Consider the following 21,781-nt stretch of genomic DNA (forward strand, 5'->3'; position numbering starts at 1 on the left):
GACGTACAGATGAAAAGGGACTAGCAACATTTGAATTAGGATATGGAAAGTATTATTACCAAGAGTTTGATGCACCAGAAGGATATGTTATTGATGAAAAGCTATATCCGTTTGAAATAAAAACAAGTGGTGAAATAGTAAAAGCAAGCATGACTAATAAAAAGTTAGAAGAAACAGATAAGCCAAATAATAACAATACATCTAACAACGCTTTACCGAATACTGGTGGAACTGATACTTATCTATATATGATGTTAGCATTATTAATCACTTTTACTGGATTTAGACTTTTTAGATTTAGACATGAAAAATAGTATATATAATAAAATTTAAATAACTAATTATTTTAGTAGTATTATTAAAAATATAGAATAAGTATAGAAATACCGCATTATCCAAAATAATCTGACCCCAAAAGTTAGAAAAAAGGATATGCGGTATTTTTTTAATAACTGAAAATTGAATAATGTTTGTATTGGTAAAATATGTTACAAAAATTATAAATTGTATTATAATACTAAATAAATAATATTTCATTATTATATAGATAGTAATTTGAAAGGAAAAATAAAATGATAATTAGATTAGCTACTATAAATGATAGCAAGGCATTGTTAAAGATATATTCTCAATATATAGATACTTCAATTACATTTGAATGTGTACTTCCAACAGAAGAAGACTTTAAAGGGAGGATTGCTGCTATTATTAAAGATTATCCTTATTTAGTGTGTGAGGAAAATGGAGAGATTTTAGGATATGCTTATGCACATAGGCAAATGGAACGAGAATCATATCAGTGGAATGCAGAACTATCAATATATTTAGATAGATCTTTCACCTCTAAAGGAATAGGAAAAAAACTGTATTACATATTGATAGATATATTGAAATTACAGGGAATAAAAACTGTATATGGTGGGGTCACTGTTCCTAATAAAAGAAGTGAAGGACTTCACTTGGGATTAGGATTTACAAGTCTTGGTATCTATCACAATACGGGATACAAAAATAATAAATGGCATGATGTAGAATGGTTTGAAAAGCAAATTATGCCATATAATATAGAACCAGAGCCATTTCTATCAGTCAGTAAAATAAATCAAGAAAAGATTCAAGAAATTATAAATAAGTATTAAAAGTTTAAATTTATTGATTACAATGAGGTAAATAGATTATTTAACCTTGTGAAAATAATTTTAAAATATTATTAAAATAAAAATTATAATATATTTAGGAAGTGTCTATGTACTAGGCACTTTTATTATATAAGTTCAATTAAATGATAAGCTTAGATTAGACTTGCTGATGAAATATATATATTTTATAATAATTATTAAAAATAGAAAAGGAGATTATATATTGAAAAAAGAATTTATTATATGCGAATTAAGTGCAAAAGTTGGAGAGAAAAAACAAGGATTTATTAATATATTAAATACAGAAACAAAAATGCCAGTAACAATAATAAATGGAGCTAATGAAGGTAGTACAGTGCTTATTACTGCTGGTGTTCATGGTGGAGAGTACCCTTGTATAAAAGCGGCAATAGAACTAGCGAAGGAAATTGATCCTAAGAAAGTTAGTGGGCAAATAATAATAGTTCATCCTGTTAATACACAAGGCTTTGTCGGAAGGAATGCAGCAGTTGTGCCAGAGGATAATAAAAATATACTTAGAGTATTTCCGGGAGATAAGAATGGGACTATTTCAGAAAAAATAGCCTATGTAATATCTAATGAGTTACAAGAAAAAGCTGACTTTTATTTAGATATTCATGGAGGTGATATACATGAAGATTTATTGCCACATATATATTATCCTGGATTAGCAGATAAGAGTATAATTGAGGCTTCCATTAATATGGCTAAATCTTTTAATGTACCTTATTATGTTAAATCAAATACTACAAATGGAACTTATACTTCAGCTGCAATAAGAAAGAATATTCCAAGTTTATTGATAGAACGTGGTGGCTGTGGATTATGTAAAGAAGAGGATGTAAAAGAATATAAAAGAGATATATTAAATGTTTTATCAGTTTTAAATGTTTTGGATTGTGAAATAAAAGAAAATGAGTTTTCTCCAAGGGAAATAAAAGAAGCGGTATATTTAGAGGCTTTAAATGACGGGTGTTGGACTTGCTTTGTAAAGGCTGGACAAGAAATAAAAGAAGGCGAAAAGTTAGGGGAGGTAACGGATTATTTTGGTAATATTATAGATACATATTATGCAAAGTTTGATGCAGTAGTTTTATATAATACAGTTGCTTATTCTGTTACAAAAGATAGCTCCCTTATTGCATACGGTAGAATTAATTAATATTAAAATGTAATTTATATTAGAAAAACTTAGTTGAACAGAGATAGGTGAGAAATATAGTTAGATACATAATAAAAAGAATTATAGGTACTATACCAATTTTAATAGTTGTATCATTCATATCTTTTGCATTAATGAATTTGGCATCAGGAGACCCAGCAGAAATTATATTAACTTCCCAGGGGACAGTAGTAACGCCAGAGTTGTTAGAGAGTGTAAGGGGAGAGATGGGGTTAGATAAACCATTTATAAATCAGTATTTTAGTTGGTTAAAAGGTGTCATTCATGGTGATTTAGGTAATTCATATGCAACAGGGATAGATGTGACAGAAGAGCTTAAAGAGCATCTTCCTTATACTATAATCTTGGCAAGTAGCTCAATGATATTAACGTTGATTGTTTCAATACCTTTAGGGATAATATCAGCAATTAGAAAAGATAAATTTATAGATAGTATAATAAGAGTTTTCACATTTATAGGAAATTCGATACCGGGATTTTTTCTTGCATTAATATTATTACTTATATTTTCTTTAAGGCTTAAATGGTTACCAATATTAAGTGAAAGTGGTATAAGGAGTTTAGTATTACCAACAGTAACATTATCAGTATCAATGATAAGTAAATATATACGTCAAATAAGATCTGTTGTAATAGAAGAATTAGAAAAGGGATATGTTAAGGGTGCAAGAGCAAGAGGAGTTAAAGAGAGTATTATTATTTATGGCAATGTTTTAAATAATATTATGATTACAGTTATAACATTGACAGGGCTATCTATAGGTTCACTTATGGGGGGAACAGCGGTTGTAGAATCAATATTCCTTTGGCCTGGGATTGGAAGTGTACTTTTAAATGCTATAGCAAATCGTGATTATCCAATTATTCAAGGATATGTTCTTTGGATAGCAGTTATCTTTATAATAATAAACCTAATAACTGATTTATTGTATAGAGTGTTTGATCCAAGAGTTAGGGATGTATAAGGAGAGTTCAAATGATATCATATAAGCAAAACAGTAAAGGAAGTTTTGGAATTAAAAATATAGATAAGAACAAGATTAAGCTTTACATAATATTAGTAATTTTGGTAATAATATGTGCTATCAGTTTATTTGCTTCCCAAATAGCACCTAATGATCCATATGCTATAGATTTATTAAATACATTACAATCTCCAAGTAGAGAATTTCCATTAGGAACAGATTCTTTAGGAAGATGCATACTATCTAGAATAATATATGGAGGAAGTAGAACAATATTTTCGGCTTTAATTGTAGTTATTATTACTTTTTTATTTGGAACAATTGTTGGGGTTATAAGCGGATATATTGGAGGAAAAGTTGATAGATTTATTATGAGAATAGTAGATGTATTTTTAGCCTTCCCTGGATTAGTATTAGCTATTGCAGTAGCAGGTATACTTGGAGGGGGAATGTTAAATGCAATGATAGCAATTGGAGCTATTGGCTGGACAAAGTATGCAAGAATAACTAGAAGTAAGGTATTAGAATTGAAGGAAGAAACTTTTATTAAGGCAAGTAGAATCAGTGGGCATGGTTCGATTTATATAATGTTTAAACATATTATTCCCAATATATTATCATATCTCATAGTTACAGCATCTTTAGATATTGGAACTGTTGTTATGGAAATGTCCTCTCTTTCATTTTTAGGTTTAAGTTCACCATTACCAACTCCAGAATGGGGAGCTATGATAAGTGAAGGAAAAAGTTTTATTCAATTTGCACCGTGGACTATGTTAGCTCCTGGAATGGCAATATTAATAGTAGTTATTTTGTTTAATCTATTAGGAGATGTAACAAGAGATTTATTAGATTCAAAGTAAAATATTATAAGTAGGTGGAAAGAATTAAGAAGATAAAGATAGTTTTAATATATATACTTTTACTTGCAACACAATTAATTGGATGTAGTAGTTTAAGTGAGGAAGTACAATGGGATAGTAAAGAACAATTGGTATTTGGAACAACATTAAGTACAAAGGTATTGGATCCTGCCAATGGATATTGTGGTTGGTTTCTTGTAAGATATGGTGTTGCTGAAACTTTATTTAAATTAGATGAGAATATGGAAGTTATACCATGGCTTGCAGAGAATTATGAGAAAATTGATAATAAAACATGGAAAATAGAGATTAAGGATAATATAACTTTTCAAAATGGTAAGGAGTTAAATTCAGAAGCTGTAAAAGCTTCAATAGAAAGAACATTAGAATTAAATTCTAGAGCAAAAGCAACATTAAAAATTGAAAATATAAGTACGGAAGAAAATAATATAATAATAACTACAACTGAAGAAAATCCTACTTTAATAAATGATTTGTGTGATCCATTTGTATCTATAATTGATGTATATTCAAATGAAGATATAGATACAAATCCAATAGGTACAGGACCCTTTATGGTAGAAGAGTTTAATCACAGTGGCTCAAGTTATTTTAAGAAAAATGATAATTATTGGGATGGGGAAGTTAAACTAGATAGTATTAAGGTTATTCCAATAGCTGATGCTGATACTTTAGCTATGGCATTGCAATCAGGTGAGATAGATGTAGCCCAAGGATTATCATATTATATGGTTAATTTATTTGAAAGTGATAGCAACTATAAGGTAAGTAGCATAGATACATCAAGAGTTATAGCTATGTACTTTAATCAAAATAACAAACACTTAGTAAATTCTAACGTAAGAAAAGCTATTAATATGCTTATAGATAAAGAGCTTTATTGTAAGTCAATATTAAAAGGGCAAGCATCTGAAAGCTTAGGAATATTTCCTAGTAACACTAACTATAGTTTAGAAAGTTCAGATATAATATTTAATAAAGAGGAAGCAATAGAAATACTAAGAAATGAAGGTTATAGTGATACAAATAATGATGGAATATTAGATAAGGATGGAGAAAACTTATCTTTAAATTTAGTAACATATTCAGCAAGAGCTGAACTTCCAAGTATTGCTCAAGCAATTCAAAATGATTTAAAGAATATAGGAATAGAGGTTAATATAGAAATAAGTGATAATATTACAGATATATTAGATTCGGGAAGATTTGATTTAGCTTTATATTCCAATATAACAACTGCAACTGGAGATGCTTTAGCATATTTAAATAATACAATAAGAACTAATGGGGCATCTAATTATGGAGATTATAGCAATTCAGAGGTTGATTACTTAATTGATAAATTAAAGATTGAATTTGATAAAGAAGAGCGTGATAAGCTTGCAATAGAAATTCAAAATATAGCAATAAATGATAATGCATATAATTTTATTGCACATATGAAGATGAGCTTTGTAATGAAAAATAATGTTACTGGTATAAACCCACATCCTACAGATTACTATCAATTTAATGCAAATACAGATATTATATAGGTGAAATAATGAGTAGTATATTAAAAATTAAAAATCTACATATAAATAATAAAGGAACAGAAATAATAAAAGATATTTCATTTGATATAAAAGCAGGTGAAATATTAGGGATTGTAGGGGAAAGTGGGTCTGGAAAAAGCACTTTAATTAGAAGTTTAATCAGAGATATGGAAAATGATGAAGAAATAGTAGAGGGAGATATATTTTTTAAGGAGAAAAGCCTTTTGGATATGACTTCAAAGGAATTGAGAAAAGTAAAGGGAAATAAAATAGGAATAGTTTTTCAAAATCCAGGTTCAACATTAAATCCCATAAAAAAGATTGGAAAGCAATTTGTAGAAGTATTAAAAAGTCATATTAAGATAAGTAAAAAGGAAGCTTTAAAACGTGCAGAATTAATGTTAGAAAAAGTAAATTTAAATGATGTAAAATGTATTCTAAATAGTTATCCTTTTGAATTAAGTGGTGGTATGAACCAAAGAGTTGCAATTGCTTTAGCAATGATAATGGAACCAGAGCTTTTAGTTACAGATGAACCAACAAGTGCTTTAGATGTTACAGTACAAGCACAGGTAGTAAAGGAAATGATGAATTTAAGAGATAATTTTAATACAAGTATAATAATTGTAACTCATAGTATGGGAGTAATATCTCATATGGTAGATAAAGTTGCAGTTATGTATTCAGGTGGAATTGTAGAATATGGAGATAAAGAAAGTATTTTGAAAGATCCAAAGCATCCCTATACACAAGCTTTGATTAATGCAATTCCTAAGTTAGATGGAAAATTACCAATAGGTATTAAGGGAAGCCAACCAAATTTTAATGAAAAGGAAAAAGGATGTAGCTTTGCACCACGTTGTAATAAAGCCAATAGTAATTGTAGATATAAAACGCAAAAGTTAAAAGATATTGGTAATAATAGATGGATAGCATGTAGTTACATAGAGGAAATGGAGCTGAAAAAATGAATGAAATAATCTTGCAATGTAAAAATATAAAAAAGAAATATAAGAAAAAGAACCATTATCATATAGCAGCAAATGACATAAGTTTTGAACTTAGGAAAGGTGAATGCTTAGGAATTGTTGGAGAAAGTGGTTGTGGTAAAAGTACATTAGCAAGAATTATTATGAATTTAGAGAAAGTAGATTCAGGAGAAGTTATTTTTAATGGTAAAAATATTAGCAATATAAAGGGGAAAAAGTTAAATTTGGTTTATAAAGAAATGCAAATGGTTTTTCAAGATGCAATAGGATCACTTAACCCTAAAATGACTATTGGTGAATCCATTAAGGAATATGTTTGTAGTTTATGTTCATTAACTAAAGAGGATAAGGAAGAAAAGGTAGATAAATTATTAGAGCTAGTAGGACTGCCAATAGAATTTAAAGATAGATACCCACATGAGATAAGTGGAGGACAGTGTCAAAGGGTAGCTATAGCAAGAGCTTTATCATCACATCCTAAAGTACTAATTTGTGATGAAGTAACAAGTGCTTTAGATGCATCTGTTCAGGCTCAGGTTTTAGAGCTTTTAATAAAGATGAAAGAGGAATTTAATATTTCTTATATATTCATAACTCATGATTTAGCTTTAGTAAGTAGTTTTTGTGATAGAGTAATTGTTTTAAAGGATGGAAATATAGTAGAAGAAGGTTCTGTATATAATGTTATTAATAAACCTAAATGTGAATATACAAAATTGTTATTAAAATCAATATTATTAAAATAGAGAATATAGTATGACATGGAAAACTTCAACGATTCAATTTGTTGGAGTTTTTTATTTTTTATGATTAAAGATACGCTAAGAGATTATTATTTCTTGGTAAATTTGATAGATGTACATTAAAAAAATGATTAGAATATCTTCTTAATGAGAAAATTAAAAATTCTTTAATCAAATTTAGAAAGAATTCAAACCATATATTGTAAATGGAAAGAGACTTTGATATACTTAAGATTAAAAATGGAAAATTGTGAGAAGGATAAATTAGATAATCTTAAGAATGAAATAGAACATATTATTACTTACGATAACTAAAAAAAACAAATGAGTTATTTATATAATGAGGTGGTAGTTTATGGAAAATATTATATTTAGAAATATTGAAAGATCAGATACAGAATCTTTATGGAATATGATGAATCAATTAGATTATGAAACAAAGTTTATGTTATATGAGCCAGGCGAAAGAGGTAAAAATTTAACTAGACTTCAAGGTGCTATTGATAATGCGGTTGATGGTAATGATTTATGTTTTTTAGCATTGGACGGAAATGAAATAGTTGGATATATTACAGCACAGGTTGGTAGGGTAAGAAGAGAAAAGCATAGTGCATACATAGTTGTGGGTATAAGAGAAAAGTATCGTAATAGAGGAATTGGGACAGAGTTTTTTAAAAGACTAAATGAGTGGGAAAAGGAGAAAAAGATTGTAAGACTTGAATTGACAGTACTTTGTACTAATAAAATAGCTTTAAATTTATATAAGAAAAATGGTTTCGAAATAGAAGGTATAAAAAGAAAATCACTGTATATTGATGGAGAATATATAGACGAATACTATATGGCTAAAATAATTGGATAATAGGAGTAAAGAAAAAAATAAAAGGAAGTGATGCTATGTCTCACAAAATACAAAGAATAAATGAATATGACGATATAAGATTTCCTAGAGAAGTATTATTAGAGCATGGAGCATTCCTTATAGATGATAAATATAAATGTTCATTTAAAATTACTAGTAAGAATACAGCAATGGTCGAGTTTGATAAGGAAATAAACATTGAGGAAGTAATTGATGAATTTAGATTTTATGCTGAGCATATAACTAAATTCTATGATATAAATAATAAACTTATAAAATCATTTCCCGATATTGATATCTTTAAGGTAAGTATTAAAGATATTCAACCATCACAGTTTTATGTAGATGAAAGTAAAGTTGAATCAGTATCATCATTTATTAAAAGTGGAGATAATATTTTTATTCCATTAACTAAAATTAATGATGAATTAGTTTCATTAGATGGTCATACAAGATTATATTTAGCTACTAAAAGAGATTATAAACAAGTATATGGATTTTATACCCAAGAAGAAGATTATATTGTAGATTTTGTTTTAGAAGCAAAAAGAAGAAATGTTTTAACTCCATATGATTTAACAATATTAACCCATGATGAATATAAAAAAAAGTGGAATAAGTTTTGTAATGACTTTTTTTAGAACTTGAACTAATAAATATAAAAACTATCTAGAGATAGAAAGAAATTTATATAAAGATAATTCTATTCTATATTAAATAAGGCTTTAAAAGGGGAGAAGTTAATATGTTGTCAGATAATATTGTTAGTGAAAGATTAATTCTTCGTAAAGTGATAAAAAATGACGCTAAAGATATTTGGGAAATATGGAGTAATTCTGAAAATGAAAAATATATGGGAGATCCAGTTGAATCAATAGAAGAGGTTATATCTATATGTGAAAGGAGAGAAAAGGGGAATGGGAATGGTTTCTTAACAGTTGCAATATTAAAAGATACGGGTGAAGTTATTGGAACTTGTTGTTTTGGACTTACAAATAATAAAGATGAGTGGGGATTTGGATATTCAATTAAACAAGGATTCTGGGGAAAAGGTTATGCTACTGAAATTGTAAAATCAGTAATTAAATTTGGATATAGTTTAGGAATTAAAGATTTTATTTCAGATTGTGCTATAGAAAATGTTGCATCTGGGAGAGTTTTAGAAAAATGCGGAATGCATATAGATCATAAAAGTAGCTTTAAGCAACCTAAGACAAATATTATCTATGAATCACATGTTTATAAGCTACATATAGATTAATATAAATTTGATTAAAGGGGAAATGTACCTTATTAGGAAAGGTGATATTAAGTGAAAGGCGTATATACAGAGAGAATTGAAGATATTAATCATATTAATATGTTAAAGGAAATTTTTAAGAAAATAAAACCAGAACTTAAACAAGAGGTAGATATAGAGAGATTTTACGACAAAGATAAGGGTGTTGATAGAACCTATAATGTTTATAAAGTAAAGATAGATAATTTAATATATATTTTAAAAAAGTCAGATGAAAATGAGATAGAGGTTTATGAGAACTTTCTTAAAGGTAAAGATTTACCTGTTCCTAAATTTGAGGGATGGACTTGCGTTAATAAAATAAATTGGATCTTAATTGAGTATATTCCTGGAATGGATTTAAGAAGATTTAATAAAAATATGTCTTATGAATGTGCTGATAGTCTTTCACATATTTTTAATATGTATTGGCAAGAAAATCATTTTGAAGAAAATAAGTTGGATAACCGTTTTGATAGATATTTGAGAAGAATAAATAGAAGGGCAAATTGTCTTAAAAATGAATCAAAATTATATTTTGCATATAGTGTTTTTTTAGAGAGACAATTAACATGTCCACGTACTTTATGTAATGGAGACTTTCTTCAGTGCAATGCAATAAAAAATGATAGTGGAATTATTTTAATAGATTGGGGATTTTCAGGTGTTATGCCCTATTCATTAGATATTGCACGCTTAATAGCGCATGGTTCAGAAGACTTTTTTCCATTTCCTTTTTATATGACAGATGAATATAGAAAGATTTTCTTGAAGGAATTATATAATAAGTTGTTATACAAACCTGATTATAAACAGTTTATATGGGATGTAATACTTTCATGTCTAAATGAATGCATTGAATTTATAGAAAGTGAATTGAATGATGGTACTATAGATAGAGATGAAGTCTTTAATTACTATTATAAAAATGCACAGATTTTATCAGATATTATTTTGAATGGAAAAGATCAGTTGAATGTTTAGTAAATAATAAGGAAGAAATTATCTAAAGAATTAAAAGGGGGCAGAAAATGGAGACAATATTTACTGATAGATTAATTTTAAGACCTTGGAGCATAAGTGATAGCAGTGATTTGTATGAATATGCTCAAAGTGAATTAGTTGGCCCAAATACTGGATGGAAGCCACATAAATCAGAAGAGGAAAGTAAAGAAATAATAAATATGTTCATAAGTAATAATGATTCATATGCAATAGTTTTAAAGAAAGAAAATAAGGTAATTGGAGGCATAGGATTACATAATAGAAAACCAGATATTTCTTTGGAGTGTTTAGAACAAAGAGAAATTGGATATGTTTTAAATCCAAAGTATTGGGGAAATGGATATATTCCAGAAGCAGTAAGAGCATTGGTTAAGTATGGATTTGAAAAAATGAACTTAGATTTAATATGGTGTGGGCATTATGATTTTAATAATAACTCTAAAAGAGTTAATGAAAAATGTGGTTTTAAATATAAGTTTACAAGAAAAGAAAATCTAGAACGATTAGATAATATTGAGGTTAATGCATTATATTACAACATTCTAAGATCTGAGTATGAGAATAATTAAGTAACTAATGCTCAATCTATTATATTAAGAAGTTATGAGATAAATAGCTATAATTAGAATTTGAAAAGGAGATATTAAGTGAGAGTATACGAAAATAAAGAAGAATTAAAAAATGAAATTAAGAAAACGTATGAAAAATATATTTTAGAATTTGATAGTATTCCGGAAGAGTTTAAGGATAAACGATGTGAAGAAGTTGACAGAACTCCTGCTGAAAATCTTGCCTATCAAGTGGGGTGGACGACTTTAATTTTAAAGTGGGAAAATGATGAGAGAGCAGGACTAGAAGTAAAAACACCAACTGAAAAGTTTAAATGGAACCAGTTAGGAGAACTGTATCAATGGTTTACAGATAAATATGCTCACTTATCTTTAAGGGAATTAAAAAATATGCTCGACGAAAATATTGATGATATTTATAAAATGATAGATAGTATGACTGAGGAGGAATTATTTAAACCTCATAAAAGGAAGTGGGCTGATGAAGCTACCAAAACAGCTGTATGGGAAGTATATAAATTTATTCATGTAAATACAGTTGCACCCTTTGGGACTTTTAGAACTAAGATAAGAAAATGGAAGAAATTAGAATTATAAAATTTCCTTATTTAGATAAAGCTTTTTCACAATATAATTATATAACCAAGCATTAAAGAAATTGTTATTTCAAAACATAAAGATAGATATTGGTTTGGTGAAGGTAGTATTCAGGATAATAAAGAAGAAAACTTTGCAAAATATAATGAAAAAATTATTAGTTTAGAAGAGGGGATTTAATTTAAATAATCATGAACAATATTAACTTTAAAACAAGAGTGAAATTGATATCTATAATATCTTTTATTGAAAGTATATTCTTAATTTCAACAATTATATGGGGTGTAACTAAAAATATAGATAAGGGGATAGTTGGACTTATAATATATGGTTGTTTTAAAATTTTAGAAAATATTATTTGGAGATGTCCTAAATGTAAATCAAAATTACCTAAAGGAAAATCTACTGATAATATAAAGCAATGTTCATATTGTAATTATAATTTAGATTAATCAAGAAAATAAACATATAATAGAAAAGTATATTTACGAAAAAATATTAAAAGTTATATAAACATATCTAAATAATAAAGAAGGCTATTATAGAAGAGGAGAATAATGAATAGAAGAACTATTATGATTTTTCCAGAGTTTGAAAATATAAATATTATAAATGATATACGTAGGAAATATGATCCTTTAGTAGATTTAGTATCGCCACATATTACTTTAGTGTTTCCTTTTGAGAGTGATTTGAGTAATGAAGAACTTAATTTATATATAAAAGAGTGCTTAAGTGATATACACCCTTTTAAAATTGAGTTAGAAGGCTTCAGTAAACAGAAAGATAGATATGGAAATTACTTATTTTTAAATGTAGTACAAGGCATGAATATAATTAAGGAAATTCATGATACTTTATATAAAGATAAACTGAGGGAAGTTGATTTAGGATATGATTATATTCCACATATGACAGTTGGAAAATTATCTTCCATTGAGTTGCTTAATAAAGCTTTTGATGATGTAAATAGATGTAATGATAAATTTAGTACTATTGTTAGAAAGATATCTGTTGAAATGATTAGTGAACATGAAGAATCAATTATTGTAATAGAGTACGAACTTAATTAACAAATTTCAAATATATGAGAATTATTCATAGTTTGTAAAGAAAATTTTTAGTTATTATGCAATGTAATATTAAGTATATAAATAAGCTTTGAAGGGGGAGATCAGTTAGATGAAGAGAGTTATTATTGGGGCAGGGAATACTTCTTATGAAGGATGGATTGCAACGCAAGAAAATGAATTAAATCTATTAAATATTAATGATTATTATAAGTTATTTGAAAAAGAAGAATCTGTTGATGCATTTTTAGCTGAACATGTATTTGAGCATTTAAATTATGAAGAAGGAATAGAAGCAGGAAAAAATTTATATAAATTTTTAAAACCTGGTGGATATATTAGAGTAGCTGTTCCAGATGTTAATTATAAAAATGAATGGTACTATAATATGTGCAAACCAGGGGGACCAGGGAGTATAGATCATCCAGCATATACTCATAAAGTTTTCTACGACTATAAAACCTTAATAGAAGTTTTTGAAAAAGCAGGTTTTAAAGTAGATTTACTTGAATATTGTGACGAAAATGGAAGATTTCATTTTAATTATTGGAATACCGAAGAAGGTATAATTGGGAGGTCACTAAGATTTGATACTAGAAATAATGATGGTAAATTAGGCATGGTATCAATTATTATCGATGCTTATAAGGAATAGATGATTATATTGTTAAAAATATTGGGGGAATAGTATGAATCATATAGGAACAAAACTTATTGAAACAAATAGATTAATTTTAAGGAAATTTGAAATAACTGACTCTGAAAATATGTTTAAAAATTGGGGAAGCGACTCTAAGGTAACTAAATATTTATCTTGGCAAACACATAAAGACATTAAGGATTCAGAAGATATTATTAATTTATGGATATCAGATTATAAAGACAGTAGTGTTTATAACTGGGTAATTGAGTTAAAAGAGATTAATGAAGTAATTGGAAGTATATCACTTGTTAAATTAGATAATGTTAATAAATCTTGTGAAATAGGTTATTCTATTGGAAGCAAATATTGGAATAGAGGCATTACAACTGAGGCATTTCAAAATGTAATAAATTTTCTGTTTAAAGAAGTTGGAATAAATAGAATTTGTGCAAAACACAATATAGATAATATAGCCTCTGGAGAAGTAATGAAAAAGTGCAAAATGATCTATGAGGGGACATTGAGAGAGGTCCAATTTAGAAATGATAGATTTAGCAGTTTAGCAGTTTACTCAATTTTAAGAAGTGAGTGGCTGAATACTATTTAAGTATATTATGTTTTTTTGTAGATATTCTATGGAGAAGGTATTCATGAAGTAAATTTATAAATAATATTGTAAGTGAAAATATAGTAGGGGTATAAGATGTATTATATTATAAATGAGAAAGTAGATGTTTGTTCTTTATCAGATTTACGTCAATCAGTTGGTTGGAATAGAATGGAGAATGAATTGAAAAATCCAAAATTACAAGATTTTATTACAATTGCTTGTTATGAAAACTTGAAGTTAATTGGATATGTATCAGTGGTAAGTAATGGTGTGTTAGATGCATATATACAAGATCTAATGGTTAGACCTGACTATCAAAATAAAGGTATAGGAACAGAACTAATGAACAAAACTATTAGCTATATAAAAAAGAAAGAAATTTATATGATTTCTGTAATTTATGGAGGAGAAGAACTAAGAAGCTTTTATGAAAAGTTTGGTTTTTATACAATGCTATGCGGTCAAATTGAAACATATAAAAGTGAATAGAGATTTTTAATATTAAACTATAAAGGAGACCTAAAAATTGGTTTCCTTTTATTTTTTATTAAATATGTACTATGATTTGTTAAAAATAATCTCTATTGAACTACAAGTAAAAATATAACAGTAATTTAATTATATGGTATAATAAAATGAATAATTATTATTTAAAATATAGATAAATATGAATTTGTTAAGTATTCATTGACTTAGAAAAGAAGAAAAAAATATATATAAGTGGTGATATTATGAAATTTGGAATTATAGGACCATCTGAAGATGAAATTATGCCTTTTATTGAGCAAATACAAAATAAAAAGATATATTCTATTGCAATGTTAAAATTCTATATTGGAAAATTTAATAATATAGATGTTGTAGCATTATATTGTGGAGTTTGTAAAGTTAATGCTGCAATTGCAACTCAGATATTAATAGATAAATTTAATGTAACTCATATTATCGTAACTGGAGTAGCAGGGGCAATTGATAATACATTAAGAATTGGTGATACAGTTATTTCAACAGAAGTATCATATCATGATGTTGCAGATGGAATATTAACAGAATATCACCCGTGGATGGAAAGTATATACTTCAAATGTGATAGTAACCTTATTGAATTAAGTAGACAAGTAGTAGAAGAAAATATATTTTCTCAAAAAGTGTATTTCGGAAAAATAGTAACTGGTGAAGCCTTTATAAGTGAAAATGGAAGAAAAGAAATAATTGAGAAGTATAGTCCTTTATGTGTAGATATGGAAACAGCAAGTGTTGCTCATGTATGTTATGTAAATGAGATTCCGTTTATTGCTATAAGATCTATAAGTGATACAGAAGAGGAATTTGGTGTAGAAACATTTGAAGTTAATTGTGTATCAGCATCATATAATTCTATTAAAATTTTGGAGAAATTATTAATGGCTATTAAAGAAAAGTAATATTACTTTAATTAATATAAATGTGCGGTAGTTCATTATTATAATTGTGTAGAAGTGAGAATTTTTATGGAGGTATCTATGGTAAATATATTATTAAGTAAATATAGCTTTAATGAAGATTGGGCTAAAAATGAACTCAAAAGATATATAAATAGTGATGATAAAGTAGTTATTATTCCATTTGCATTTAATGAAAAATTTATAAGTAACAATATAGAATGGCAGAATGCATACAATAGTGACTACGGGAAGTATTACAGAGAAATAGTAACTCCATTTATGGATTTTGGTATTAAGGAAAATAATATTAAATGGATTAATTACTTTGAGGATTCTAATGAAGAAATAAAAAAGATTATAGAAAATAGTAAAATTGTATTCTTAACAGGGGGGCTACCTGATAGGGCTGTTAACCGAGTTATGGAGAAAAAGTTACTAAATTATATAGATGATAGCAAAATAATTATTGGTGCAAGTGCTGGAGCATTAATGCAACTTAAAAATTATTATATATCACCAGATAAAGATTATTCGGAATTTTTACATTTGAATGGTCTTGGGATGATAGATAAAGATTTATATATTGAAGTTCATTATGAAGGTACTGAAATACAAAATGATTGTATAAAAAGAATTTTAAAAGAAAAAGATGATACAGTTTATGCAATAAAAGATAATGGAGGAATAATTATTGATGGTAATTATTTTTTAATAATTGGAGATGTTATTGCTTTTAATAATTTAAAAATATAAGTTTATTGGGGGGATTATGAACATACTAAGTGATATCAAAAGCAAGGTTCAAACTAAAGAATTAATTTTAGAGTGGATTTTTATAATAATATTATGTATGGGGATAGTTATCTACTATGAGAAATTTTATATAAAATATTCATCTGTAACCGGAATTAGTGTAGTTATATTATTAAATATTCTAAAGTTTTGTGATAAAGATGATGAGAGTATTTTTGGAAATAGAAAATCTATATTTACTTTTATTTTAGCTTACATTATAACATTATACCCAAACAAAATATTTATTTATTTATTACCCTTTATAGGAAGTATTTTCACATTAACTTTTGTAAGAATTATTATTATTATATTACCCATTTTCTCATGTTATTTTTGGAAAATTAAGCTCAGAGATTTCAACTGGAAACTTTCATTTAAGTGGTTAGTTATTATTATTGTGATTTTTTTGCTTTATTGATGCCTGAATTGTACAAGTATGGAACTTCATTATTTATGTATAGGAATTTTTCATCTTTATTTGATTATATTTTTAATATAATTATGGCGTTAATCTTTAATGCAGGTTTTGAAGAGATTATTTTTAGGGGATTTTTAATTTCGGCCTTAAAATCATTTCAATTAAGTGATACGAAAGTAAATATTATACAATCAATACTTTTTGGAATACCACACCTATATCTAGTTTCTTCTCCTCTAGGGATCTGTTGGCACATATTAATTGGATATATTTTAGGAAAAGTATATTTAAATTCTAAATCACTTACTCCAGGTATAATATTGCATTTACTAATTAACTGGGTATAGAAAATTAAAAGGAGTTGAAAAATTATGTATAAAGAAGTTCTTAAATTATTAAAATGTCCAAAATGTAATCAGAAATAAAAAGAGCTCATATTGAAGCAAATTTTAATAGTACAGATGTAATAACTATTGGAGAATCAATAGGAGAAAAGTCTGATTCTGATTTAATTCCTTTTGAGGGAGAATGGTTTGGGGTTGTTGTTGTTAAATCTGTAAAATAATGAATTTACAGATAATTTATATTAGGTTAGGGGATAGGTATATGAAAAAAGCGGCTATTATGATATTTCCACAATTCTGTATGCAAGAAATAAGTTGTCTTACAGAAATATTTAAGTGGTATGATAAAGAAATTACGGTATTTGCATCCTCTTTGAGTCCAGTTAATAGCGAAGATGGATTTAAAATATTACCACATAAGACATTTTCAGATTTTAATCGTGATGAATATGATTGTATAATTACTCCTGGGATATGGGACTTTAGAGAGGCATTAAATGATGATAAAAATATTGAGTTTTTGAAACAGTTTTCTGATGATAAAAAAATAGTTATTGCTAGTATATCAAGCTCACCAATTTTACTTGGAAAAGCAGGTTTATTAAAAAATCATAAATTTTGTTGTGGATTATTTGAAGAAGATATAGATAAATATTCTTTTATACCAAGAGAAAATATTATTAGAAAGCCAGTATGTGAAGATAAAAATTTAATTACTGCAATAGGATTTGCATTTCGTGAGTTTGCAGTTATGGTGGCTAGAAAAGTTGGTATAGACTGTGATGAAAATATTTTTGCACCAGTGGCTCGTGAATATAGTGAAGAAGAACTTATATTTCATATGCCACATGAAGTTATTAATTAATAAGAAAAAATATAAGCTATTAATATATGGTAAGTAATCAGATAGATTAATAGGAGGGGAATATTGATTTAGATTTAATAAGCAAGGGAGAAGATTACAATAAACTTGCAAAAAGTTATATTATTTTTATATGTACTTTTGATTTATTTGAAAAAGGAAGACATAAATATACATTTGAAACAGTATGTAAAGAAGATAATAATATAAAATTAAAAGATGATACTAATAAGATAATATTAAATACAAGGGGTGTAATGAAGGATATAAGTGATGAACTTATTGAATTCTTAAGATATGTAGAACAGTCAAATGATAAAATAGCAGAAGAATCTAAAGGGACTCTTGTTAAAAATGTACATAAAAAAGTACTTAAAGTTAAGAATAGTCAGAATGTGGAGGTGGAATTTATGACACTTTTAGAACGTGATAGAGAGAAGATTGAAGAAGGAAGAGAAGAAGGAAAAATAGAGGAAAGATTTGAGATAGCAAAAGAAATGCTTAAAGATAATGAGCCAATTGAAAAAATAATTAAATATTCAAAACTTAGTAAAGAAGAGATTTTAAAGATTAAACTATAAAGGAAACCTTTTTAGGTTTCCTTTTAATTTTGTTAAAATATGTATATAATATGAAGAAGGTAGCTAATAAAATATTAAATATTTTTATTAATGAGAAATAGCAATAATGTGCCATATATAATAGTGATGGAAAACTAATATTAAATGATAATATTGTAGTAGATTCATTATAATTAATATAAAAGTGTGTTAGTTCATTACTATACTAGGGTATAAAAGAATAATATATTGGTTTAAATAGGTGAAGAAAGTGAACAGATTTGAAAAAATAGAAAATGATAAAACAATAATTGAAGTTTATAATAAAATATCTGAATTTGAAGATTTAGATAAAGGATGGGCTCATCATAACTTAGAACATGTTAAAAATGTTGCTCATTTAGTTGAATCTTTATTAAAGAAATTAGATTATGATGATAATTTTATAGAGGAAGCAAAAATAGCAGCTATTTTACATGATACTGGTGCAATAGAAGGAAAAAAGAATCATGCCATAAGAAGCTATAATTTTGCAAAACAGTACTTTGAAGGTAATAATATTATATTAGAAAATAAGGAGTTAGTTTTAGAGGCAATAAAGATTCATAGTGATGGATTTGATAGTGATAATATCATTGCATTAACTCTAATTTTAAGTGATAAATTGGATATAAAATACACTAGGGTAGCAAAAGAAGGATATCATGTAAAGGGAATGAAGGAGTTACAATATATTAAAGATATTTTAGTTGATATTAATAATAATGATTTTGAAATTAAATTCATTTGTGATGATAAAATTAATAAAAATGAATTAGAGGAATTTTATTTCATAACAAAGGTTTTTAATGCGATAATAACTTTTTCGAAAAAAATGAAATTAAATGCCAAAGTACTATTTAACAATAGTGAATGGGAATTATTTAGAGAGATGTTGGAAAGATAGAAGTTTAAATGCTGATTTAAAATATATAATCGATATTTAGATTTATTAATCGATTATAAGGAAAAGTAATTTATTTGTTAATTTTTGGGCTATAATTAATATAGATATATTTATTTTGAAAGGAGGTTTATATATAATGAATAAAAAATTGACATTATCAATAGTTACATTTAGTGGAATAGTTGCACTTTTAACTGGTGAAATGGAATCTGGAATTATATATTTTGGCAATATAGCTTTGATTTACTTAGGTTGTTTATATGTATCAATTAAAAAGAAAAATAATGCTGTAAATACAATTAAATAAAAATGATTTATAAATAAATTATAGATGCTAATGCATAGCATAAACATAAGGAAAGTTAAGAATTTCAATTTATAAAATTCATCTAGATTAATTAAAATATCATTAGCTATATAAAGAGGCGTTTAGTGGGGTGATTTTATGGAAATAATTTCGATTGATAAAAATAAATATAAGGGATATAAATTTACAGCTAAATATGTAACTGATAAATATTATGATGTTATATGTTCTGAGAGTGGCTTTAACCTTGAATTAAAAATGTTTGAAAATAGTAAAACTAAAAAGCAGTTTAAAGATGAATTGTTTTCTGAGTGGTTAGAGGATCCAATTGTATTTGGAATTATTGAAAATGATATTCTTGTTGCTTTTATTGAAGGTAGTACAGAAGAATGGCACAAACTTTTTAGAATCAGTAATATTTTTGTCAGTGAGAATTTTAGAAGAAGAGGAATGGCAGATAGATTAATAGAAAAAATGATTGAATATGCCAAAATATTAAATAACTGTCGAGGCATTATTCTTGAAACTCAAACTTGTAATTATCCAGCTATACAACTATATAAGAAACATGGGTTTAAACTTTCAAGGATAGATATTAATGAGTATACAAATAATGATATTGAAAATAGGGAAGTACGAATAGACTTATTACTAAAAATATAAATTTATATTATTTGGGAAGATGGAAGAAAATAATTTAAAAGGGAGAAAGATATATGATAATGTTTTGGAATCAAAAAGAGGTTTTGGTTAGTTCTGATTTACAAAGGTTTAATGAAGTACGTGATATACTTTCTGCAAATGGAATTAATTATAAATATAGAGTAGTTGACAATACTAGTCCAAGCTTTTTTGGATCATCTAGACGAGCAAGAACTGGTACCTTTGGTGAAAATATTAATTATTCAAAAACATATTATATATATGTTCATAAGAATGATTATGATAATGTCTATGAGTTATTAAAAAAATAACTTTAGGATGCTTTAAGGGGGAAGCTATATGTTAAAGGAAATTAGTAAAAATGACATATCTAGTGCAGTCGATTTTGCTTGGGAGTTAAGTAAAATGCCAGAAACATCAAGTTATCCTTTGTATAAGGAGAAAAGAAAGCTTGAAGAAAATTTCCAAAGGAGCTTGTTAAAAGATAATAATATATTGCTTGGATACTATGAAAATAATGAACTTATTGCAGTAATTAACTTCTTTTTTATTGAGACTGAAAAATATCTTCAGACTACTGGGGTTTATATTTCTTCAAAATATAATGAAGTTATAGATGATTTAATGGTTATGTTAAAAAGTAAGTATCCTAATTATAGAGCTTTGTTTGGTTTTCCCAAAGAAAATATAAAAGCTAATAATTATTTTATTGAAAATAGCTATGAATGTATAGATTCTTGTTTAGATATGAGATTGAGCACAGCTGACTTTAAAGGAACAAAATGCAATGATAATATTTTTAAAATCTGTAAATCTGACTTTGATTCTTATAAGCCTTTTCATGATAAGCATTTTCAAGGGATTTACTGGACAAGCAACCGGTTAAGAGAAGCATTAGATGATTGGCATATTTTTGTTTATAGGAAGAAAGGTATTATAGAAGGTAGTGTTTTTATTACAGAATGTGATGAAAACACAATAGAGGTTTTTGGACTTGCAGTTTCAGATAAGTATAAAGGAAAGAGGATTGAAGAGGCATTATTATCACAAGGGGTATATAAATTATTTAGCGAGAATCCTTCTATAAAACAAACTATTTTCTTTATTGATGATATTGAAGATGAAGAATTAGATATGGTGGGAAAAATTGGATTTAACTATTTTAGTAGTTATCGTTGCTATCAGGTAAGATTATAAATTTAACTGAGACTCTAAATCTTTGATTTAGTCAGTCGAAGTTACTCCTACGAAGGAATGTGAGTAGTGAGTTTCCTTTATAAGAAAGTTGACATCAAGTATTTATTAGGACTTATGATATTATTTTTAAAAGAAACTTTAAAATAAGAAGTATCTTATTTAGATTTTGAA

At 26.7% G+C, this 21,781-nt stretch carries 29 protein-coding genes; all 29 read left to right on the plus strand.

All coding sequences use genetic code 11. The annotated features are described in order from the left end of the window. Positions 1-314, plus strand: a 314-nt coding sequence (locus ACQPVP_RS05715) for a SpaA isopeptide-forming pilin-related protein (protein ID WP_430848048.1), incomplete at its 5' end; no start/stop codon positions are given. Positions 315-572: 258 nt separating this feature from the next. Next, a complete protein-coding gene (locus ACQPVP_RS05720; RefSeq protein WP_430848050.1) occupies positions 573-1,139 on the plus strand; it encodes a GNAT family N-acetyltransferase in 567 nt (188 codons plus the stop codon). Between the two features lie 223 nt (positions 1,140-1,362). Beyond that, positions 1,363-2,322: a M14 family metallopeptidase gene (locus tag ACQPVP_RS05725; RefSeq protein WP_430848052.1), complete on the plus strand. Its 960-nt coding sequence runs from the start codon at positions 1,363-1,365 to the stop codon at positions 2,320-2,322. A gap of 47 nt (positions 2,323-2,369) precedes the next feature. After that, entirely contained in the window at positions 2,370-3,308 is a 939-nt protein-coding gene (nikB, locus tag ACQPVP_RS05730; RefSeq protein WP_430848053.1) for a nickel ABC transporter permease, read from the plus strand. An 11-nt stretch (positions 3,309-3,319) separates the two neighbouring features. Beyond that, the gene (gene nikC / locus ACQPVP_RS05735; protein ID WP_430848055.1) at positions 3,320-4,171 is read left to right on the plus strand and encodes a nickel transporter permease; all 852 of its coding nucleotides are present in this window, start codon (positions 3,320-3,322) and stop codon (positions 4,169-4,171) included. A gap of 14 nt (positions 4,172-4,185) precedes the next feature. Then, positions 4,186-5,727 carry an ABC transporter substrate-binding protein gene (locus tag ACQPVP_RS05740; RefSeq protein ID WP_430840531.1) on the plus strand — a complete coding sequence of 514 codons (1,542 nt, stop codon included), beginning with the start codon at positions 4,186-4,188 and terminating at the stop codon, positions 5,725-5,727. An 8-nt stretch (positions 5,728-5,735) separates the two neighbouring features. Further along, positions 5,736-6,698 (plus strand): ABC transporter ATP-binding protein, encoded by a 963-nt coding sequence (locus tag ACQPVP_RS05745; RefSeq protein WP_430840532.1) that lies wholly within the window; start codon positions 5,736-5,738, stop codon positions 6,696-6,698. After that, on the plus strand, positions 6,695-7,462 hold the full coding sequence (locus tag ACQPVP_RS05750; protein ID WP_430840533.1) for an ABC transporter ATP-binding protein: 768 nt from the start codon (positions 6,695-6,697) through the stop codon (positions 7,460-7,462). The genes ACQPVP_RS05745 and ACQPVP_RS05750 overlap by 4 nt, the downstream gene beginning before the upstream one ends. 352 nt (positions 7,463-7,814) lie before the next feature. Continuing rightward, positions 7,815-8,321: a GNAT family N-acetyltransferase gene (locus ACQPVP_RS05755; RefSeq protein ID WP_430848057.1), complete on the plus strand. Its 507-nt coding sequence runs from the start codon at positions 7,815-7,817 to the stop codon at positions 8,319-8,321. Between the two features lie 35 nt (positions 8,322-8,356). After that, positions 8,357-8,962 carry a hypothetical protein gene (locus ACQPVP_RS05760; protein WP_430848059.1) on the plus strand — a complete coding sequence of 202 codons (606 nt, stop codon included), beginning with the start codon at positions 8,357-8,359 and terminating at the stop codon, positions 8,960-8,962. 104 nt (positions 8,963-9,066) lie between these two features. Continuing rightward, positions 9,067-9,582, plus strand: coding sequence for a GNAT family N-acetyltransferase (locus tag ACQPVP_RS05765; RefSeq protein WP_430848061.1), 516 nt, complete (start codon positions 9,067-9,069; stop codon positions 9,580-9,582). A gap of 51 nt (positions 9,583-9,633) precedes the next feature. Further along, complete coding sequence (locus ACQPVP_RS05770) at positions 9,634-10,584, plus strand: phosphotransferase (RefSeq protein WP_430848063.1); 951 nt, start codon at positions 9,634-9,636, stop codon at positions 10,582-10,584. Between the two features lie 47 nt (positions 10,585-10,631). Next, positions 10,632-11,174 (plus strand): GNAT family N-acetyltransferase, encoded by a 543-nt coding sequence (locus ACQPVP_RS05775; RefSeq protein WP_430848064.1) that lies wholly within the window; start codon positions 10,632-10,634, stop codon positions 11,172-11,174. A 78-nt stretch (positions 11,175-11,252) separates the two neighbouring features. Continuing rightward, entirely contained in the window at positions 11,253-11,771 is a 519-nt protein-coding gene (locus ACQPVP_RS05780; protein ID WP_430848066.1) for a ClbS/DfsB family four-helix bundle protein, read from the plus strand. Between the two features lie 224 nt (positions 11,772-11,995). Further along, a complete protein-coding gene (locus tag ACQPVP_RS05785; protein ID WP_430848068.1) occupies positions 11,996-12,223 on the plus strand; it encodes a hypothetical protein in 228 nt (75 codons plus the stop codon). A 105-nt stretch (positions 12,224-12,328) separates the two neighbouring features. Further along, positions 12,329-12,844, plus strand: coding sequence for a 2'-5' RNA ligase family protein (locus ACQPVP_RS05790; RefSeq protein ID WP_430848070.1), 516 nt, complete (start codon positions 12,329-12,331; stop codon positions 12,842-12,844). A gap of 109 nt (positions 12,845-12,953) precedes the next feature. Then, complete coding sequence (locus tag ACQPVP_RS05795) at positions 12,954-13,496, plus strand: class I SAM-dependent methyltransferase (protein WP_430840542.1); 543 nt, start codon at positions 12,954-12,956, stop codon at positions 13,494-13,496. A gap of 34 nt (positions 13,497-13,530) precedes the next feature. After that, on the plus strand, positions 13,531-14,091 hold the full coding sequence (locus ACQPVP_RS05800; protein WP_430848072.1) for a GNAT family N-acetyltransferase: 561 nt from the start codon (positions 13,531-13,533) through the stop codon (positions 14,089-14,091). 96 nt (positions 14,092-14,187) lie between these two features. Then, entirely contained in the window at positions 14,188-14,583 is a 396-nt protein-coding gene (locus tag ACQPVP_RS05805) for a GNAT family N-acetyltransferase (RefSeq protein ID WP_430840544.1), read from the plus strand. Between the two features lie 242 nt (positions 14,584-14,825). Continuing rightward, positions 14,826-15,518, plus strand: coding sequence for a 5'-methylthioadenosine/adenosylhomocysteine nucleosidase (locus tag ACQPVP_RS05810; RefSeq protein WP_430848074.1), 693 nt, complete (start codon positions 14,826-14,828; stop codon positions 15,516-15,518). Between the two features lie 78 nt (positions 15,519-15,596). Then, positions 15,597-16,271 carry a Type 1 glutamine amidotransferase-like domain-containing protein gene (locus ACQPVP_RS05815; protein ID WP_430840546.1) on the plus strand — a complete coding sequence of 225 codons (675 nt, stop codon included), beginning with the start codon at positions 15,597-15,599 and terminating at the stop codon, positions 16,269-16,271. A 495-nt stretch (positions 16,272-16,766) separates the two neighbouring features. Beyond that, positions 16,767-17,078 (plus strand): CPBP family intramembrane glutamic endopeptidase, encoded by a 312-nt coding sequence (locus ACQPVP_RS05820; protein WP_430848144.1) that lies wholly within the window; start codon positions 16,767-16,769, stop codon positions 17,076-17,078. A 259-nt stretch (positions 17,079-17,337) separates the two neighbouring features. Further along, positions 17,338-17,940, plus strand: a complete 603-nt coding sequence (locus ACQPVP_RS05825) for a DJ-1/PfpI family protein (RefSeq protein WP_430840548.1) — start codon at positions 17,338-17,340, stop codon at positions 17,938-17,940. 128 nt (positions 17,941-18,068) lie between these two features. Further along, complete coding sequence (locus ACQPVP_RS05830) at positions 18,069-18,518, plus strand: hypothetical protein (RefSeq protein WP_430848146.1); 450 nt, start codon at positions 18,069-18,071, stop codon at positions 18,516-18,518. A 250-nt stretch (positions 18,519-18,768) separates the two neighbouring features. After that, positions 18,769-19,443, plus strand: a complete 675-nt coding sequence (locus ACQPVP_RS05835) for an HD domain-containing protein (RefSeq protein ID WP_430840549.1) — start codon at positions 18,769-18,771, stop codon at positions 19,441-19,443. A gap of 136 nt (positions 19,444-19,579) precedes the next feature. After that, positions 19,580-19,750, plus strand: coding sequence for a hypothetical protein (locus ACQPVP_RS05840; protein WP_430840550.1), 171 nt, complete (start codon positions 19,580-19,582; stop codon positions 19,748-19,750). A gap of 138 nt (positions 19,751-19,888) precedes the next feature. After that, positions 19,889-20,413, plus strand: a complete 525-nt coding sequence (locus ACQPVP_RS05845; RefSeq protein ID WP_430840551.1) for a GNAT family N-acetyltransferase — start codon at positions 19,889-19,891, stop codon at positions 20,411-20,413. A 53-nt stretch (positions 20,414-20,466) separates the two neighbouring features. After that, positions 20,467-20,724, plus strand: a complete 258-nt coding sequence (locus ACQPVP_RS05850) for a hypothetical protein (RefSeq protein ID WP_430840552.1) — start codon at positions 20,467-20,469, stop codon at positions 20,722-20,724. Between the two features lie 28 nt (positions 20,725-20,752). Then, entirely contained in the window at positions 20,753-21,610 is an 858-nt protein-coding gene (locus tag ACQPVP_RS05855; RefSeq protein WP_430848076.1) for a hypothetical protein, read from the plus strand. Positions 21,611-21,781 lie beyond the last annotated feature (171 nt).

Origin of the sequence: Clostridium nigeriense (genome assembly GCF_050585265.1) — a bacterium.
GTDB classification, from domain to species: domain Bacteria; phylum Bacillota; class Clostridia; order Clostridiales; family Clostridiaceae; genus Clostridium; species Clostridium nigeriense_B.

What these genes read in the sequence shown, in the direction of transcription:
- ACQPVP_RS05820 (WP_430848144.1), top strand. Translation starts at nt 16,767, where the DNA reads ATGTATAGGAATTTTTCATCTTTATTTGATTATATTTTTAATATAATT.
- ACQPVP_RS05805 (WP_430840544.1), top strand. Translation starts at nt 14,188, where the DNA reads ATGTATTATATTATAAATGAGAAAGTAGATGTTTGTTCTTTATCAGAT.
- ACQPVP_RS05720 (WP_430848050.1), top strand. Translation starts at nt 573, where the DNA reads ATGATAATTAGATTAGCTACTATAAATGATAGCAAGGCATTGTTAAAG.
- nikC (WP_430848055.1), top strand. Translation starts at nt 3,320, where the DNA reads ATGATATCATATAAGCAAAACAGTAAAGGAAGTTTTGGAATTAAAAAT.
- ACQPVP_RS05760 (WP_430848059.1), top strand. Translation starts at nt 8,357, where the DNA reads ATGTCTCACAAAATACAAAGAATAAATGAATATGACGATATAAGATTT.
- ACQPVP_RS05840 (WP_430840550.1), top strand. Translation starts at nt 19,580, where the DNA reads ATGAATAAAAAATTGACATTATCAATAGTTACATTTAGTGGAATAGTT.
- ACQPVP_RS05790 (WP_430848070.1), top strand. Translation starts at nt 12,329, where the DNA reads ATGAATAGAAGAACTATTATGATTTTTCCAGAGTTTGAAAATATAAAT.
- ACQPVP_RS05815 (WP_430840546.1), top strand. Translation starts at nt 15,597, where the DNA reads ATGGTAAATATATTATTAAGTAAATATAGCTTTAATGAAGATTGGGCT.
- ACQPVP_RS05800 (WP_430848072.1), top strand. Translation starts at nt 13,531, where the DNA reads ATGAATCATATAGGAACAAAACTTATTGAAACAAATAGATTAATTTTA.
- ACQPVP_RS05810 (WP_430848074.1), top strand. Translation starts at nt 14,826, where the DNA reads ATGAAATTTGGAATTATAGGACCATCTGAAGATGAAATTATGCCTTTT.
- ACQPVP_RS05795 (WP_430840542.1), top strand. Translation starts at nt 12,954, where the DNA reads ATGAAGAGAGTTATTATTGGGGCAGGGAATACTTCTTATGAAGGATGG.
- ACQPVP_RS05845 (WP_430840551.1), top strand. Translation starts at nt 19,889, where the DNA reads ATGGAAATAATTTCGATTGATAAAAATAAATATAAGGGATATAAATTT.
- ACQPVP_RS05745 (WP_430840532.1), top strand. Translation starts at nt 5,736, where the DNA reads ATGAGTAGTATATTAAAAATTAAAAATCTACATATAAATAATAAAGGA.
- ACQPVP_RS05850 (WP_430840552.1), top strand. Translation starts at nt 20,467, where the DNA reads ATGATAATGTTTTGGAATCAAAAAGAGGTTTTGGTTAGTTCTGATTTA.
- ACQPVP_RS05825 (WP_430840548.1), top strand. Translation starts at nt 17,338, where the DNA reads ATGAAAAAAGCGGCTATTATGATATTTCCACAATTCTGTATGCAAGAA.
- ACQPVP_RS05775 (WP_430848064.1), top strand. Translation starts at nt 10,632, where the DNA reads ATGGAGACAATATTTACTGATAGATTAATTTTAAGACCTTGGAGCATA.
- ACQPVP_RS05765 (WP_430848061.1), top strand. Translation starts at nt 9,067, where the DNA reads ATGTTGTCAGATAATATTGTTAGTGAAAGATTAATTCTTCGTAAAGTG.
- ACQPVP_RS05750 (WP_430840533.1), top strand. Translation starts at nt 6,695, where the DNA reads ATGAATGAAATAATCTTGCAATGTAAAAATATAAAAAAGAAATATAAG.
- ACQPVP_RS05855 (WP_430848076.1), top strand. Translation starts at nt 20,753, where the DNA reads ATGTTAAAGGAAATTAGTAAAAATGACATATCTAGTGCAGTCGATTTT.
- ACQPVP_RS05755 (WP_430848057.1), top strand. Translation starts at nt 7,815, where the DNA reads ATGGAAAATATTATATTTAGAAATATTGAAAGATCAGATACAGAATCT.